The sequence below is a fragment of the Levilactobacillus sp. HBUAS70063 genome (assembly GCF_038374745.1).
GTDB lineage: Bacteria > Bacillota > Bacilli > Lactobacillales > Lactobacillaceae > Levilactobacillus.
Genome location: NZ_JBANSM010000004.1, coordinates 1 through 16,773, shown reverse-complemented (window position 1 = coordinate 16,773; position 16,773 = coordinate 1). Strand labels below are relative to the sequence as shown.

16 protein-coding genes, 5 tRNA genes, 1 rRNA gene and 1 pseudogene are annotated in these 16,773 nt (G+C 53.2%); 2 read left to right on the top strand and 21 right to left on the bottom strand.

Translation table 11 applies throughout. The features are described from left to right. Positions 1–47: 47 nt before the first annotated feature. Positions 48–230 (bottom strand): hypothetical protein, encoded by a 183-nt coding sequence (locus tag V8I28_RS06915; protein WP_341779399.1) that lies wholly within the window; start codon positions 228–230, stop codon positions 48–50. Positions 231–296: 66 nt separating this feature from the next. Here V8I28_RS06915 and V8I28_RS06910 point away from each other — a divergent pair. Further along, positions 297–896 (top strand): annotated as a pseudogene (locus V8I28_RS06910) (site-specific integrase); the annotation flags it as partial. 137 nt (positions 897–1,033) lie between these two features. Here V8I28_RS06910 and V8I28_RS06905 read toward each other — a convergent pair. From V8I28_RS06905 to V8I28_RS06875, 7 genes are all read right to left on the bottom strand, one after another. Continuing rightward, positions 1,034–1,118: transfer RNA gene (locus V8I28_RS06905), tRNA-Leu, on the bottom strand. Positions 1,119–1,200: 82 nt separating this feature from the next. Further along, complete coding sequence (thrB, locus tag V8I28_RS06900) at positions 1,201–2,082, bottom strand: homoserine kinase (RefSeq protein ID WP_341779398.1); 882 nt, start codon at positions 2,080–2,082, stop codon at positions 1,201–1,203. A gap of 20 nt (positions 2,083–2,102) precedes the next feature. Then, positions 2,103–2,582, bottom strand: coding sequence for a SprT family protein (locus tag V8I28_RS06895; protein ID WP_341779703.1), 480 nt, complete (start codon positions 2,580–2,582; stop codon positions 2,103–2,105). Continuing rightward, on the bottom strand, positions 2,575–4,770 hold the full coding sequence (locus V8I28_RS06890; RefSeq protein WP_341779397.1) for a Tex family protein: 2,196 nt from the start codon (positions 4,768–4,770) through the stop codon (positions 2,575–2,577). The genes V8I28_RS06895 and V8I28_RS06890 overlap by 8 nt, the downstream gene beginning before the upstream one ends. A gap of 137 nt (positions 4,771–4,907) precedes the next feature. Further along, positions 4,908–5,342 (bottom strand): hypothetical protein, encoded by a 435-nt coding sequence (locus tag V8I28_RS06885; RefSeq protein ID WP_341779396.1) that lies wholly within the window; start codon positions 5,340–5,342, stop codon positions 4,908–4,910. A gap of 10 nt (positions 5,343–5,352) precedes the next feature. Further along, positions 5,353–6,183, bottom strand: a complete 831-nt coding sequence (gene nadE, locus V8I28_RS06880) for an ammonia-dependent NAD(+) synthetase (protein WP_341779395.1) — start codon at positions 6,181–6,183, stop codon at positions 5,353–5,355. Between the two features lie 62 nt (positions 6,184–6,245). Then, positions 6,246–7,712 carry a nicotinate phosphoribosyltransferase gene (locus V8I28_RS06875; protein ID WP_341779394.1) on the bottom strand — a complete coding sequence of 489 codons (1,467 nt, stop codon included), beginning with the start codon at positions 7,710–7,712 and terminating at the stop codon, positions 6,246–6,248. 154 nt (positions 7,713–7,866) lie between these two features. Between V8I28_RS06875 and V8I28_RS06870 the strand changes: the two genes are divergently transcribed. Next, a complete protein-coding gene (locus V8I28_RS06870; RefSeq protein WP_341779393.1) occupies positions 7,867–8,598 on the top strand; it encodes a WecB/TagA/CpsF family glycosyltransferase in 732 nt (243 codons plus the stop codon). A gap of 132 nt (positions 8,599–8,730) precedes the next feature. Here the strand turns inward: V8I28_RS06870 and V8I28_RS13140 are convergent, their stop codons facing one another. From V8I28_RS13140 to rrf, 13 genes are all read right to left on the bottom strand, one after another. After that, positions 8,731–8,814, bottom strand: coding sequence for a hypothetical protein (locus V8I28_RS13140; protein WP_445928199.1), 84 nt, complete (start codon positions 8,812–8,814; stop codon positions 8,731–8,733). A gap of 155 nt (positions 8,815–8,969) precedes the next feature. Continuing rightward, a complete protein-coding gene (locus tag V8I28_RS06865; RefSeq protein WP_341779392.1) occupies positions 8,970–9,671 on the bottom strand; it encodes a GntR family transcriptional regulator in 702 nt (233 codons plus the stop codon). A 35-nt stretch (positions 9,672–9,706) separates the two neighbouring features. After that, the gene (gene nagA, locus V8I28_RS06860; RefSeq protein ID WP_341779391.1) at positions 9,707–10,849 is read right to left on the bottom strand and encodes an N-acetylglucosamine-6-phosphate deacetylase; all 1,143 of its coding nucleotides are present in this window, start codon (positions 10,847–10,849) and stop codon (positions 9,707–9,709) included. 189 nt (positions 10,850–11,038) lie between these two features. Next, positions 11,039–11,839: a pyrroline-5-carboxylate reductase gene (gene proC / locus V8I28_RS06855; protein ID WP_341779390.1), complete on the bottom strand. Its 801-nt coding sequence runs from the start codon at positions 11,837–11,839 to the stop codon at positions 11,039–11,041. Between the two features lie 312 nt (positions 11,840–12,151). Further along, positions 12,152–12,223, bottom strand: a tRNA-Gln gene (locus V8I28_RS06850). Between the two features lie 10 nt (positions 12,224–12,233). Beyond that, positions 12,234–12,316, bottom strand: a tRNA-Tyr gene (locus V8I28_RS06845). A gap of 84 nt (positions 12,317–12,400) precedes the next feature. Further along, a complete protein-coding gene (locus V8I28_RS06840) occupies positions 12,401–13,216 on the bottom strand; it encodes a metallophosphoesterase (protein ID WP_341779389.1) in 816 nt (271 codons plus the stop codon). A 422-nt stretch (positions 13,217–13,638) separates the two neighbouring features. Beyond that, complete coding sequence (locus tag V8I28_RS06835; protein ID WP_341779387.1) at positions 13,639–15,120, bottom strand: peptide MFS transporter; 1,482 nt, start codon at positions 15,118–15,120, stop codon at positions 13,639–13,641. 350 nt (positions 15,121–15,470) lie between these two features. Then, positions 15,471–15,770 carry a PTS lactose/cellobiose transporter subunit IIA gene (locus V8I28_RS06830; protein WP_341779386.1) on the bottom strand — a complete coding sequence of 100 codons (300 nt, stop codon included), beginning with the start codon at positions 15,768–15,770 and terminating at the stop codon, positions 15,471–15,473. Positions 15,771–15,779: 9 nt separating this feature from the next. Continuing rightward, on the bottom strand, positions 15,780–16,112 hold the full coding sequence (locus V8I28_RS06825; RefSeq protein WP_341779385.1) for a PTS sugar transporter subunit IIB: 333 nt from the start codon (positions 16,110–16,112) through the stop codon (positions 15,780–15,782). A gap of 393 nt (positions 16,113–16,505) precedes the next feature. After that, positions 16,506–16,578: transfer RNA gene (locus V8I28_RS06820), tRNA-Thr, on the bottom strand. 29 nt (positions 16,579–16,607) lie between these two features. Beyond that, a tRNA-Asn gene (locus V8I28_RS06815) sits at positions 16,608–16,680 on the bottom strand. Between the two features lie 6 nt (positions 16,681–16,686). Then, positions 16,687–16,773 (bottom strand): 5S ribosomal RNA (gene rrf / locus V8I28_RS13135); the annotation flags it as partial.

Genomic DNA, 16,773 nt, shown 5'->3' with positions numbered 1-16,773 from the left:
GCGTTTTGAGGGCATAAAAAAAGGCCGAGCAATTGCTCGGCCTTTACTCATTTCCTGTCACCCCGGAACAGGGTTTTCAGTTCCTCATCATGGCGCGCGATTTTAATATCGTGCTCATGCAGTTTGTCGTCTATGGTTCGGTGTTCCCGGTCTTCATTCTCACGCATAGCGTGAAATTCATGCGTTAATGCGTTGAGTGCGTCGCTCAGGTTGCGGTTCTCGTCGCGCATTGGCTTGACCACAATCACCCTGAACAGGTAGAAAAGAAGCCTGATAACTATTGGACGGCTGACGAGTTAGGACGATTCCTAGCAGCTGTTGACCAACAAGACCAGATAGACGGTATCGTTGAACGCAGTGCCCTCTTCTACCTACTGGCCACCACCGGAATGCGTAAGGGGGAAGCACTGGCGCTCAAGTGGTCTGACCTTGATTTTCTTCGCCGTACGGTCACCATCAATAAGACCGTCACCCGTAAGCTAGATAACTCGGAGGGGATTGACACACCCAAGACGGTCAACAGCAACCGAACGCTTGCACTTGAGCCACTTGCAATTAGTCACCTCAAAGCGTTTCGAGCCAGCATGCCAGTTATTCCAATGACTGACTCACTCGTTTTTACTAGTAGCCGCGATCCACAACACAAGAAGCCGATGTCGCTGATGACGCCCAACCACTGGTTAGAATCCATCATCAAAGACAGCGGACTGCCTAGAATCACCGTTCACGGCTTACGCCACACCTTCGCCTCAATTCAAATTGCCAGTGGTATCGAACCAAAAGCCTTGCAACTTCAACTGGGACACAGCGATATTAAAGTTACACTTAACGTGTACACACATATGAACCAGAAGCAGGTTGCGGCTAACGTTCGGAAAATAGGCGATGTTATTTAAATCAATTGTGCACAATGTGGTATAGTCTTGGTATAGAAATTGCCCACAGCCTATCACTATCTATCAGGATTCAAAAAACAGAAAAGCCGTGATAGCAACGTTTTACACGTCCTATCACGGCTTATCCGTACTCAATATGCGGCCAAGAAGATTCGAACTTCCACCCGGATTACCCGGACAAGATCCTTAATCTTGCGCGTCTGCCAATTCCGCCATGGCCGCATTAACTCACAAGAAATAGTATACCAAATGATTCGGGCAGTGACAATATTTTTTTGCAAGTTAATTCAAAAAAAATCTAAAATTATGCATCCGTGAGGACGGTTGCGCCATCTTGGTCAAGTTCCAGAATACGCAAGCTCCCCGGTAAATCAGCATCCGCGAGCTTGGTCCGTAGAAGCGTCAGCTGAGCGGAAGTGCCAAAGGTGACCACGGTCGGACCGGCTCCACTGAGATACGTTCCGACAATCCCTAACTCATGGGCGGCATCACGAATCGTATTGAGTTCTGGAACCAGCTGTGACCGCGCCTGTTCATGGAATTCATCCATCTCAATCAGCTTCGTGGCAAGGGCCCAATCCTTCTTTAACAAGGCCGCCACGAGGACGTTAGCCACGCTGCTGGCGTGAACCGCCGTCTTAAAGGCCACCTGTTTAGGCAGCGCCTCCCGACTCTTTTCGGCCAATAACTTCTGGCCCGGAATAAAGACCAACACCTGCAAATCCGGCAACGGTAACTTAATGGCATCGGCCACGCCATCGTTAACCGTGGCCACGGCCGCCTGTCCCATCAAGGCCGGCGCCACGTTATCCAATTCGCCGCCTAATTTAACCGCCCAATTCAACTGGTCGGCGATAGACAAGTCCATCTCGCCCAGCTCATTGGCAATCTTAATGCCGGCAATTACGGCACTGGTCGAGCTTCCCAATCCGCGTGAGACCGGGATATCCGACATCACCGTGAGTTGATGGGCCTGCAGCTTGGGATTAACCTTCAACGCCGTCTGCACCATTAAATTATGTTCGTCACGGGGGATGCTGGTTCCCAACGCGTGATTAACCCGCCATTCTTCCGTCTTTTCCTCGATGATGACGGTCAAATACAGATGTAAGGCCGCCCCAATCGAATCAATGCCGGGGCCAAGGTTGGCCGAGGTTGCTGGTACCCGAATAATCGTTTTTCCCATAATTTACTGACCTCCTAAGTTTACTGTGGTCGTTGCCTAGCGATCACGGTCTTCTGCCAGACCAAGTGGCCGTGGCACCGCCCACACACCATCTTCGTCACGTCAATGCGCCGGGCACGGTAATATTTCTGACCACAATTTTGACAAACGTACAAATGCCAGGGCCGTAGCTTCGGTTGCGCCTGCTGTGGGGCGGGCGCAAACCGCAGACCACCCACCTGTTGGAGTAGCTCCCTAAAGGCTCGCGTGCGGTGTTGCCCGGACTGGCCCGCCAAATGCAGGTGGTAGTGACACAGCTCATGCTTGATGATGCCCTCTAACGTCGTCTCGTCGTGTTCCGTCAGCATGCGCGGATTAATTTCAATGCTGTGGTCTTCCAGACGATAGCGACCGCCCGTGGTTCGCAGGCGCGGATTGAACCACGCCCGGTGCCGAAACGGTTGGCCAAAGCTTTCCAGCGAAATCCGTTCCACTAACCGCTGTAACTCCTGATTAGTCATGGTCATCAGCTCGCATCGTCAATTGAATTCGCTGGCGGTTCTCATCGACGCTGAGCACCCACACGGTGACCACATCGCCAATCGTTACCTCTGTGCTGGGGTCACTGACGTAGTGATCGGCCAGCTGGGAGATGTGCACCAGCCCGTCCTGTTTGACGCCAATATCCACGAAGGCCCCGAAGTCCACAACGTTGCGGACCGTTCCCTGCAACTCCATGCCGGGCTTCAAGTCTGCCATGGTCAGGACGTCCTGCCGCAACAACGGCGCCGGCATGGTATCCCGCAGGTCGCGCCCGGGCTTCTGTAGCCCGGCCACGATATCGGCCAGGGTCGCCGCACCAATCCCCAGCTTTGCCGCCCACTGTTGCTGATTCAGCTGGGCCAGTTCTTGCTGCAGCTTAGGCGTGCCAATCGCCTGTTGATCCGCTGCCATCCCCCGCAACAGCTCGCGAGCGGCCGGATAACTCTCGGGGTGAATGTCCGTATTGTCCAGCGCATCTTGGCCACCGATAATCCGCAGGAACCCCACGGATTGTTGATAAGCTTTCGGTCCTAGTCGTGGCACCTGCTGCAGATCCTTTCGACTAGCAAAGGCACCGTTGGTATTGCGGTAATTCACAATGTTCTGGGCTGTCGTCGCCGTTAACCCGGAGATGTGCGTCAACAATTCCGGACTGGCCGTGTTCACGTTGACGCCGACCTGGTTCACCGCCGTCTCCACGACCCGATCAAGCTGCTCGTCCAACGCCTTCTCGGGAACATCGTGCTGGTACTGTCCCACCCCCACGGCCTTGGGATCAATCTTGACCAATTCCGCCAGGGGATCCTGGAGCCGCCGACCGATACTGACCGCCGACCGCTCTTCAACGTGCAGGTCCGCAAATTCCGCGCGGGCATTGGCACTCGCGGAATATACGGAAGCCCCCGCCTCATTGACGATGACGTAGTACACCGGATGGTCCAGCGTCTTTAAAATTCCGCTGACGAACTCCTCGGACTCTCGGCTCGCCGTCCCGTTGCCAATCGCAATCATTTCCACGTGATACGCATTCAACAACTGCTTGAAGGCGGGACCGGCCGCGGCTCGTTGCTTTTGGCTGGCCGGCTTATGGGGGTAAATGACCTGCTTGGTTAGAAAGCGGCCGTTCGCGTCCATAATTGCCAACTTACAGCCCGTCCGGTACGCCGGGTCAAAGCCCATGACGACCTTCCCCTTCAAGGGAGCCTGCATCAACAGGTGGTAGAGGTTATGGCCGAAGACCTGAATCGCGTGCGCATCGGCCTGATCGGTCAGTTGACGCCGCAATTCCCGTTCGATGGCCGGCCCTAGGAAACGCTTGTAGGCATCGGCGAAGGCCGCCTTAATCTTAGCCACGGCCGGGCCGTGATGCTGGCCGACCAACCGAAAATGCCCATACTGCAGAATTGAAGCCGGGTCCACCGTGATTCCCGCGGACAACACCTTCTCACGTTCACCCCGGTTAATCGCCAACACCCGGTACGGCGGCACCTGATTCAGCCGCTGACCGAAGTCGTAGTACGTGGCGTAGACCTGCTGCTCGTCGCGCTCCTGGGCGCCCCGTTTCAGCTTACTGGTCAATTCACCGTGTTGCCACGTGTAATGGCGAATCCACTCCCGAAACGCCGCCTGTTCGCTAAACGTTTCCGCCAAAATCTCGTGAACCCCAGCCCAGACGGCCGTTAGATCGGGCAATTCCTGGTCCGGTTGAATGTAAGCTTTGGCGTGGGCGTCTAGGTCCGTTTGCGGAAAAGTCAGTAACCACTGGGCCAGTGGCTTCAACCCGTGCTGCACCGCCAACGTCGCCTTGGTCTGGCGTTTCTTCTTATACGGCAGGTAGAGGTCTTCCACCTGTTGTAAGGTTGCCGCCTGCTCCAAGTTCCGCTTCAGCTGGGGCGTCAACGCCTGTTGTTCGGCGATGGCCTTCAAGACGTCCTGCCGCCGCTTGTTTAGCTTAGACAGGCGTGTGGCCTCGTCTTCAATCTCCCGGATGGCCACTTCATCCAGTGACCCGGTACGTTCCTTACGATACCGGGCGATGAACGGCACCGTGTTGCCCTCGTCCATGAGCGTCAAGACCGCCGCAATCTGCTGAACGCGATACTGGCTTAATTGCCGCTGAACCGGCTCGGCCAAGGCGCTCAACTGTTCTTCATTCTCTCTTGCCATGCAACCCCTCCGTTGGTGTTCGTCATACCTGCATTATACCATGCCTGCTCGTTCAATCGGTGACTGCCGTCAGTCGCCGATCGTGAGTCCTCAAAGCAAAAAAGGATGCCGTTCAAACACCCGACATCCTTCGTCTTTTACATGGGACTCGTCATGATCCGTTGGGTGGCAGCCGTCACCTTTTCCATGGCGTTCTCCTGCGTCTTCTCAGACTGGTTAAACGCCGCGACGTCAACCGCTTGATGCTCGACGTCAATACTGTCGGTCATCGCTTGGCAGGCTTCCGTGTAGGTCCGAAAGGCCGCGACCAACGACTTGTGCTTCCCCAGAACGCGGACGGGGGCACTGGCCTGTTCCAACTGATTCAACTTGTCCTCGTAACCGTCCGTCCCGCGTTGGAAGTTGTCCACCACGGCCTGCAAGTCGGCCTGCGACAAGTCACTCACCGTATCGTTGTCAATCGCCGACCGCATCTTTTCAAAGTCATCGTTCATGGCACCGGCTTCGTCCTCGGTTCCCTGTAAGACTTTGCTCAATACATTGATGTAACCACTCATATTGTTCTTTCGCATCGTTTGTCTCCTAATTTTTCCAAAAAGTATCGTAGACGTTGACCGGCAAATGCCGCTTGTGGGCGGTCTTACGGTACCAGTTCTCAATCTTTTCGGCCGCTTCGTCACTCACCTTACGACCTTCTAGGTAATCATCGATGTCCGCGTAACGAACACCCAAGGCCGCCTCATCGGGCAGGGCCGGCCGATTATCTTCCAAGTCCGCCGTGGGTACCTTCTTGTAAAGGTGTTCCGGGGCCCCCAGGTAAGCCAACATGGCCGCGCCTTGACGCTTGTCTAACCGCCACAGTGGACAAATATCAGCCGCACCATCCCCGAACTTAGTATAGAAGCCCGTCACCGCTTCGGCCGCGTGATCGGTTCCCACCACGGCCCCGGCGCGGGCCCCAGCGATGGCGTACTGCGCGATCATCCGCTGACGGGCCTTGATGTTGCCCTTATTGAAGTCACTGACGTCATCGTGGTTGGCGCTCACGGCCGCTTCCATCGCGTCCGCGGCAGCCTTGATGTTTACCGTCTGAGTCTCGTCGGCCCCCATCACATCAATGGCCATCATGGCATCGTCTTCATCGGCCTGTTCGCCGTAGGGCAGCCGAACCGCAATGAAGCGGTAGCGACTGTCCCCGGTCTCTTGCCGTAACTCCGTGACCGCCTGTTCACTCAGGATACCGGCCAAAGTGGAGTCTTGACCACCGGAAATGCCCAACACCAAGGTCTTCAAAAAGTCATAGCGTTTCAGATAGGCCTTGAGAAAATCAACGCTCCGCCGAATTTCCTTGGCCGGGTCAATGGTGGGTTGGACCTTTAACGCGGCGATAATTTCTTGTTGCATTGCTCGCATGTTACTTGCCCCCTCATAAATTTGGGTCAGCCTGGCTGATCCGCAACGTCCACCTGCTTAGCTTATTCGGGCATCTTTTGGACGTAACTGTGAATATCGTTGATAATGGCCATCTTGTGGTCCCAGCAATCCTGTGACAAGTCGACGGGGTATTTCTGGGGATTGAGGTCCCGCTTGTATTCGGGCCAGAGATTAGCCAGTGCCCCACGACACCGATCACGAATGGCCGAGAGCGTTGGCAACTTGTAGACCAACTCCCCCTTCTCAAAGATTGGCTGGAGAATTGGCCGGGCGTTAAAGTCGTTGACCGTCTTGTTGATGTAAGTAAAGCTAGGGTGGAACATGAAGATGGTCTCCTCCCGCCGCGGATCTTCATCCGCCAACGTGACGTAATCGCCTTCGGTTTTGCCATCCGCCCGCTTGGTAATCCGCCAAACCTGCTTCTTGCCTGGCGTGGTCACCTTTTCGGCGTTGTTGGACAACTTGATGGTCCCCTTCACCTTGCCGTTGGCATCCTCGATGGCCACCATCTTGTAGACGGCCCCCAGAGCGGGTTGGTCAAAGGCCGTGATTAGCTTGGTTCCGATACCCCAGACGTCAATCTTGGCATCCTGCATCTTCAGGCTTTGAATGGTTTTTTCATCCAGGTCGTTCGACGCGAAAATCTTGGCGTTCGGGAAGCCAGCCTCGTCCAACTTTTGCCGAACGCGTTTAGATAAGTAAGCCATATCACCAGAATCAATCCGGACGCCCTGGAAGTTAATCCGATCGCCCAGCTCCTTGGCCACCTTAATGGCGTTCGGCACCCCGCTGCGGAGCGTATCGTAAGTATCGACTAAGAAGACACAGTCGTGGTGGGTCTGCGCGTAAGCCATGAAGGCCTCGTAATCGTTGCCGTACGTCTGAACCAACGCGTGGGCGTGGGTCCCACTGATAGGAATCCCAAAGATCTTGCCGGCCCGAACGTTAGAGGTCGCATCGAATCCGCCGATAAAGGCTGCCCGTGTCCCCCAGATGGCGGCGTCAAACTCCTGCGCCCGCCGTGTCCCGAATTCCATTAGGGCATCGTCACCGGCCACGGAACGAATCCGGGCGGCCTTGGTCGCAATCAAGGTCTGATAATTCACAATATTTAAAATCGCGGTCTCCACTAACTGGCAATCTGCCAGGGGCCCCTCCACCTGTAAGATGGGTTCGTGGGCGTAAACCAGCTCGCCTTCAACGGCCGACCGGATTGTCCCTTTAAATTTAAAGTTCGCGAGATAATCCAGAAAATCTTCCGGATATTCTTCAGCTTCTCGTAAGTATTCAATATCCGTTTGGGAAAAGTGGAGATTTTGGATATAATTAACGATGTGCTCCAAACCAGCAAACACGGCATAACCGTTGTGAAACGGCATGTCACGGAAAAACACTTCAAAAACAGCGTGTCTGTCAGCAATCCCTTGTTGATAATACGTTTGAATCATATTAATCTGGTAGGCATCCGTGTGCAGGGTAAAACTGTCGTCAGGATACAAATTCGTCATAATGCGTTACTCCCTTAGCTAGTTTTCAAGCTGGACTGGTACAATTTTAATCTAATAGACTTATTTTAGCATGAAACACACAGAGCGTCATACTATTTAGTGCGGCCCAACCCGGCTTTATTCAATGGCATGACAATCTCGAAAGGAGACCTCCATGCAACGGTCATTTTCTACAGTTACGGTGCTGGGTGTACCATTTATCAAGACCAGCGCCGCGCAATTCTTAAAAACCTTACAACAACGGATTCTTACGCACCAGAACACCTTCGTAGTGACAGCGAATCCAGAAATCGTGATGTACGCGCACCACAATCCCGATTACCACCAGCTCCTTCAATCCGCCGACTTCATCACGCCGGACGGTATCGGTATTCTTGATGGCGCTAAGATTCTCAACCAGCCCCTACCCGAACGGATTACGGGGTTCGACACGCTAACGGCCTTACTCCAGTGGGCCAGTGACCACCACCGCTCCGCCTACTTCGTGGGAGCCAAACCGGCCGTCATCGCCACGCTCAAGGAAAAACTCCCCGAGGACTATCCGGGACTGGTCATTGCCGGCATGCACGATGGGTATTTTAAAGACGACGCGGCCGTGGTCGCTGACATCGCCCGTACGCAACCCGACATGGTCTTCGCGGCCCTCGGGTTCCCCAAACAGGAAGCCTTTATCGCCCAACACCGTCACACCACCCAGGGACTGTGGATGGGCGTGGGTGGTAGCTTCGACGTCCTCGCTGGTGCGGTCATTCGAGCCCCCAAGTGGTGGCAGGACCACCATCTCGAGTGGTTCTACCGCACGGTCAAGGAACCCAAGCGGTTAAAACGCATCGCCGTCATCCCCCACTATCTCCATCTGGTGCGGCAACAGGCCAAACGACGATAACGGACCACAGTCTGTTAGACCACCTTAACGTTCGCCAAATTTGGGTTGGCATGGGATGATCGGACCCGGTTGCTACCCGGCCACTATAAGTTGGTTTCACCCAGGCACCGTTCCCCGTGGACGGCGCCTTTTTTATAGCCGTGACTTCAGCAACGGCTTGCCATCCTTATCGACCAACACTGTCATGCTGCTGCCAATGTAGTTGGAGGCCAGCACGTACTCACGCCCGTTTGGGTATCCGTGACCACGTCAAACGACACCCCGTTATTGGCCTTGGTGGGGGTTACCTCGAACCGTTCTTCTTTTTTCATGCGTCATTCCGCCTTTCTTTTGCCAAAAAGGAGCCGAACCACCGTCCAGCTCCCCTTCATTTACTTTTCAAGATAGAATTCAAAGCGTTCGCCAACATATTGCGTCCGCACGTATTCAAACGGTGTTCCGTCTTGCAGGTAGGTCACCTGCCGGAGCCGCAAGATGGCGTCGCCCCGTTTAATCTTTAAGAACTCTGAAATCCGTTCGGAAGCCGACATGGCCGAAACCGTCTGCTGGGCCTTCCCGGGATTCAAGTTCTTCTTATCTTCCAATGCCCGATACAGTGAGCTCGTGACCTCCTGCTTGCTGAGGCCATCGACTAAGTGTTCCGGTACCGTGGCCACCTCAAAACAGATGGGAACGTCATCGCCGAAACGAATCCGTTCCATCCGCAGAACCTGCTCGTCTTCATGGAGTTTAAGCTTCTCCGCCTCACTCAGCGACGGGCTCATCACGTGGTACGAGATGGTCTTGCTGGCCGGTTGCTTGCCCTGAGCCAACATGAGGTCGGTAAAACTCGTGACCCCGGACATCTTCTCTTGGACCTTTTGATTGGCAACGTAGGTACCTGACCCGACCTGCCGTTCCAGAATCCCTTCATCCACGAGGGTCTGAATCGCCTGACGGAGCGTCATCCGACTCACATCAAAATCTCGAGACAGTTCTCGTTCGGACGGAATCCGATCGCCAACCGCCCATTTACCAGCCTCAATAGCCCGTTTAATGTCATTATGAATTTGAATATAAATCGGTGAACTCACAGCACCTACGTCCCTTCTGCAAATCAACTAAATTTTTACTTTGACTCTTGACTGAACTTGCGGCCTAAGCTGTAGGTCGTTTCCAATTGCAAGTCACGGGTGAGCAGGTTCAGGTCCGCATCGCGGCCGGGAACCAGCTTGCCCTTTTGCGTTAACTTAAATTCTTCCGCCTGATTGACCGAACTCATCTGTACGGCATCATTCAGGTCACAGCCGGTGAAGGCCATGATATTTCTAAAGGCCTCGTCAAACCGCAAAACGGAGCCGGCTAAATTACCACTCTCCAACCGTGCTTGCCGGTCCTTCACAATCACCTTTTGCCCACCAAGTTCGCTGACACCCTCGGGCATCCCCTTGGCACGCATGGAATCCGTCACCAGCTCTAGGCGGTGTGGCCCCTTCTGTTCGTATGCCAGCTTGATCATGTCGGGCACAATGTGGAACCCGTCACAGATCAGTTCGCAATACAGGTTATCTTCCAGCATGGCGTGACCGGTAACGCCCGGTTCGCGGTGCCGCAAGCCCCGTTGCGCATTGTATAAATGCGTCACATGGGTGGCCCGACTCTCCAGCAACTGTTCCCGCGTGGCGTTGGAATGCCCCACGGAAGGCACGATGTTATTGGCTAAGCAATACGCCTCAAACGCCTGCGAACCCGGGTCCTCCGGCGCATACGTGATTAGCTTGACCCGCCCGCCAGAAAGTTTGTTCCACCGGTCGAGCAACGAAACATCGGGATCCTTGATGTATTTCTCTGGTTGAGCGCCCTTAAAGATGGCCGCAATGAATGGCCCTTCCAGATGCACCCCCTGAATCACCGGATTACGTTTAGCCGCCTCGGCGACGCCTTGCATGGCGTGGTCGATGGCCTCATTCGACTGGGTCATCGTGGTTGGAAAGATCGAGGTAATCCCCTCGTGAACCATCAGATTAACCATTTTATCGATCTGATCGGGGTCCCCATCCATACTATCATATCCATAACCCCCGTGGCTATGCACATCGATAAATCCCGGGACAATCGTCCGTCCCGTGACCACGTGAATCTCATCGGCGGGTAACGGCCGGAAATCGGCAACGGGACCGACCGCTTCAATCTGTTGGTCGAAGCGAATGTAACCATCGGGAATGACGTCATCCCCGGTATAAATCTTGGCGTGCTTTAAGACAATACTCATGAGTCTCCTCCTCAATGACAAGACAATAACGATTTTATCGCTCAACGCCTCGTGGTTATCCTGCGCACGAGACGTCAAACGCTCAGCCAATCAAGGCCTCAGTCGGCCCCAACCAGCGGTATAGTCTTATTGTAATCGGTATAGACCAAAATTGCAACTGACACGCGTCTTTAATTTAATCGGTGAGACCTAGTCCGTTTCGCCGGCATCGCGCTTGATAGTAGCGTCGATGCCCTTGACGACCGCCGTCATCAAACCGGCCTCTTCCATCGCCAGTAAGCCAGCAACCGTGCTACCACCCGGCGAGGAAACCTGGTCAATCAGTTCAAACGGAATCTTGTGGCTTTGGAGCACCATCTTGGCCGAACCCAGGGTCGCCTGCGCGGCAATGGCCGTGGCCTGCTGCTTCGTCAGCCCATGTTTGACGCCGGCGCGACTCAGACTGTCAATGAAGAAATCGATGTAGGCCGGCGAACTTCCCGCCAACGCGCTGAAGACGCCGAACTGGTCCTCACCTAACGTCGTGGTCGAACCGATCGTGTTGAAGACCCGTAGTGCCGCGGTCAACCGGTCGCCGGTTAACGCGTCGTTGGCCGCCACGGCCGTCATCCCCGCGCCCACTTCGACGTTGACGTTAGGTAGCGTCCGCAACGTCGGTAACGCTGCGGACGTGAGGCGCGCCATCTCGGCCAAGGACAGCCCAGCCACGATGGAAATTAGGGTCTTCTCCGGGGTCAGTTGATCCTTAACCTCCGCCAAAACCGCTGGGGCCACGTTAGGCGTCACCGCAAGCACAACTAGGTCACTTCCGACCACGACCGCCGTATTACTCTTGGCGGCAATCAGGTCATGGGCCTGGGCGTAAGGCAGATAACTTTCCTCGTGATGACTATGTACCGTGATTTCTGCGGGGGCGAAGGTCTTGGCCTGCAACAAGCCACCAATAATGGCCTGCGCCATGCCGCCAACGCCAATAAATCCAATTCTCATCTCAGTTTCCTCCTCGTAATCCCAGCCCAACTCGCCTGCTGGTCTAAGTGTCCGTTAAGTTGCCACCACACAACGCCTGAGCGTGACGCTCACGGGCTTTAAGTGGTGAATGGACAGTCACTCAGCACCGACCGGGGTCATAATTGGTCTAGTGCAATGATTAAGTCAACTTTAGCGAAAAACGACGGAATTGTCAATCGCCAACGCACAACTACGTCCGGAACTACGGGCGGTTGACCACGCTGGCTCCTACCCCGTTTCAACGTAAAAATGGGCACAAAAAAACCAGCCACACACAGTGACTGGTTTAAGTTGGGCTAGCTGGGTTCGAACCAGCGCATCACGGGATCAAAACCCGTTGCCTTACCACTTGGCTATAGCCCAATAATAAAAATGGTGGGGAGTGGATTCGAACCACCGAACCCGAAGGAGCGGATTTACAGTCCGCCGCGTTTAGCCAGACTTCGCTACCCCACCAAAAGTGAATCGCCGTAACGAATCAACATTTATTATCATACAGAATTCTGCATAAATCGTCAAGCTTTTTCTGCAAAATATTTTCTATTTTAAATCCAGTAAGCGTAGTCGCTGCCGCCATTCCGTGAAATAATCGTCCTGCGACCACTCATTAATCCGCTTGTTATGGTACCCCAGCGCCTGATCGTAGTAGGTGGTCGCCCCGAACCGCCGCGGTGCGAAGTGCCGGTGAACGTGGCCGAATAAGACCAGTGGCACCCGGTAGTCGTCCAGCAATATTCCTAGCCGCGGACTGCCCAGCATGGCGTTGGCCATATTCCAAAAGCGATCGTCATCGGTATAGCGGATATATTCGCGGTGCGGCACGAAATGGGTCATAAACAGGACCTGCTTATGGTCTGCGCGCGCCCGGTCCAACTGTGCTGTGGCGGTCGCCAAGACGTGATCCATCCGCTCTGGATCGGACTGGGGCTGTTCGATCGTCCCGTCCACCCAGAAGGCCCGTTTCCAGGTTAAAAAGTCCCGCCCGACTAGGTTGTCAGCAAACTGGTAGTCGTACCAGCCATTATTGCCGATTATCCGCCAGTTAGTGCCGGCCACGTCTAATTGTCCCAGATGGAGGTAAGTCGGCGCTAACGGGCTCTCAAGGGCCGCATACGTCACATCATGTAACATGTCATGATTGCCGGCGATAAACCGGACCTGAGCGGGCGCAATCAGCCGCTGCAATCGCTCCACGTAATCGAGCGACTGATCGAAGTGGTTGGTGATGTCTCCGGCGATGAGATACACCCCCACGTTCTGTTGCATGAGGTAGCCGGCCTGTTGCGGTAAGAGTTGGTCGACGTTTTGCCGATTCACATCGAGATGAAGATCGCTACTTAAGGCGACTTTAACCATCATGATTCCTCCTTTCTGAGACGCCGAATCGTTGTCTAAGTAAAAGCTAGTTGTTTACCGCTTCGTAGTAGGAACTGGCCGCCTTACCGTTCGCCAAATAGGGGTCGGATTGTGGTGGGTGGAGCCAGCTGTGTCGACGGTGTTAGCTGAGGGCCTTTCTCAGCTTACAGCGTGGGGCGACTTCGAAGACTTGCGGGCTTAGCGCGGCTTCGAAGCGAACCGGAAGCCCGCCCTTCAGGCTGGCGGTGGCCCCCATAGCAGGCGGACCCCCTGGCAGGCGCAGGCCGCTGGTGTCACTAATTTTAGTGGACAGAACACCATCGCTACGGGAAGCGATGTGTTAATTCTATTTTCAGCCTTTAGTTGCCCAAATAAAAAAGTGCCACTCCACTAAGAGTAGCACTTTTGCCGGTAAATATTGACTATTTAATGCCGGCCATTAAATTCTTAATTGGTTTAACCAGAACGAACATGATTAATCCGGCAACGATCGCCACGATGGCAACCCCCAGGAAGTAACCGACTTCGTTTTCTGGCGTGTACAGCTTAACAATCTGAGCGTTGACGGCTTGCCCAGCGGCATCGGCCAAGAACCACATACTCATCATTTGAGACTGAAAGGCCTTAGGCGCCAGCTTGGTGGTAACGGACAGCCCAATTGGCGAAATCAACAGTTCGGCGATTTCAACGATTGCCCAACTTCCGACTAACCACAGAGGGCTAACCTTGGCGCTAGAGCCAAACATTACGACTGGAACCACAATAATCAGGTATGAAGCCCCGGCGAACAGCATCCCAGTAGCGAATTTAGCAGGAGAACTTGGTTGGTTCTTCCCTAAACGGTTCCACAGCGCCGCGAAGAATGGCGTGTAGATCAGGATGAACAGTGGGTTTAACATCTGGTACCAAGAAGGCAAGATGTGCAGCCCTAAGAAGTTGTTGTTCGTCTGGTTGGCAGCGAATAAGGCCAAGACAGAGGACCCTTGTTCTTCGATTGCCCAGAAGATAGCAGCGGCAATGAATAAGCCTAAGTAAGCCCAAACGTGTTTCCGTTCGGTCGTGGTAACCTTCTTGCTGGTCAGGAAGATCACGAAGTAAACGACTGGCGTTGCAATGGCGATAATCGATAATAACAGAACAAAGTTGTTCAGGTTCAGGGAACCTAAGAGGAACATTAAAAGAATAATTAAAGCAAAGGCGACTAAACCGACAGTTGAACGAACGCCCAACTTCTTCATGTCACCGGGTTCCAGTGGGTCGGTTGGGTAAAGACTGTCTTTACTCAAGTACTTCTTCCCACCGTACCAGTATTGGACTAAGCCCAAGAACATCCCGATAGCGGCCAAGGAGAACCCTAAGTGGAAGTTGTAGTTCAGACCTAACCACCCAACGAGCAGTGGCGCCACCAGGGAACCTAAGTTAATCCCGAAGACGAAGATGGTAAACCCAGAATCACGCCGGGTATCCCCCGCATCATACAGGCCCCCAACCATTTCAGAAACGTTAGGCTTCAACAGCCCAGTCCCCAAGACGATTAAGAGAATGGAGATGAACAGCGCAATCCGGCCGGCTGGGACTGACAGGGCGATGTGCCCAAACATGATCAGCACCCCACCAATGAAGACGGTCCGGCGACTTCCCCAGACCCGGTCACTCAGGTAACCCCCGAGGACGGATGACAGGTAAACCATGGAACCATAGATGGACATCACTGAGGCGGCAGTTGCTTGATCAAACCCCAGACCACCCTTGGTAACCGAGTAGTACATATAGTAGATAAGGATGGCTCGCATCCCGTAGTAACTGAACCGTTCCCACATTTCTGTGAAGAACAGCGTTGATAACCCCCGCGGCTGACCGAAGAAAGTTCGATCTTGGGTGGTCGACTCTGGTTTGTTATTCAAAACGATAATACCTCCATTGCTTGGTTAAAATGAATATTTTTATATTCCACCATCCGAATCACTAAAAGCGATTGTGGCAGGGTCTCATAGACCTCTAATAAAACATAGTTGTAATTATACTTCATGAATCCCCGTTACGCAACGGTTTTTGAAATAAAAGCGTCTCCATCCCCGCCCCCACGGGCAAAAAACAATGATGAAATTATTAGCTGTCTCATGCAATCTTCTTATTTTTTATTCATTTCAACCAGCCAACTAATATTATTCTTTTAATGAATAAATTTACGCCGTTTCGCCTTGAGACGATATAAAAAAGCGATGGTCCTCTGACCACCGCTTCGACTTCATCTTTAATTTTGACGTCGCCAATCGGGGCCTAATGCCTCAATTAGCTCATAATTCCCCTGTACGGCCATTAAAGTATCCATTGCATGGTTGATGAGGATCGTTACGGGAAGGTCCTCAGCCGCCATTTTTGCCATCATCTGCGTTTGGACTTTATGGGCCGTCACCAGTTGGTCATGACACGTCGTCAAATCCAACGACTGGTGCTGCTCGCGCGCAACGCTTATGGCCTGGTACAAACTGGTCTTGGCATTTCCCGCCGTTACTAAGACCTGCATCGCCAGTTGTTCAATCGTTGGCGTCATCGCAAACGCCTAGTAAGCGACTGCCACAGCGGCCGGCGCAAAGTTCAATTGGTGACAAGCATACTTAACCAAGGCTTGGCTATTTAACCAACCATAAATGTCATTAGGAATTGGCGCGGTCCGAACTTGATCGCCGATTTTAGCACGCATCTTCGCCTGGTAAGCGACTTGTGGGGCCAACAAAACGAGGTCTTGATCGGCCAGCAGTTCTGGCGTAACTTCCATTAAACTCGTCGCGGTGAAGTGTAACGGTACGCGTTGGGTTTCGGCGGCCCGCTTGGCTTCGCCTAAGAATAAGTGACTTGAAATTCCCTGACCACATACTAATAAAACATTTTTCATGATGGCATCTCCTGTGTTTACTTGATACTTATAGAATAGCACTAAGATGGGTATACCACAATAGGATTTCCTAAAAATCATTTATTTTTTTATGTGTTAAAATGCCGGTATAGTGGCGTTTTAGTGATATATACCAATTGCTTCATAGTGGCTATACCAATTGCAAGTTATTGTGTAATCGCTTTCATCGTTGGCTCTAGTGATCTTACGTTTACGCGCCGTCCTCGCATAAAAAAGGACCGCATCCCAGCAGGATGCGGTCACAATACGGACTCGAAGTCCGATAAGGTCAAAACCTTATAAGATAAATTTACCAGATTTTACCTTAGATTCAAGTTCTATTTTTTATCGAACAAAAAAAGCTGTCAGTCCAAAGACTAACAACTTATCTGATGCCGGCTGAGGAATTCGAATCCCCGACCCTCGGTTTACGATACCGATGCTCTACCAGCTGAGCTAAGCCGGCATATCAACTGGTTAACCAGGTTAACCCGACTCCGGCAGGCGGGCTCGAACCGTCGACAACCTGATTAACAGTCAGGTGCTCTACCAACTGAGCTATGCCGGAATAATCGCGTGGCAACGTCCTATCCTCGCAGGGGGCGATCCCCCAACTACTATCGGCGTACTAAAGCTTAACTTCCGTGTTCGGCATGGGAAC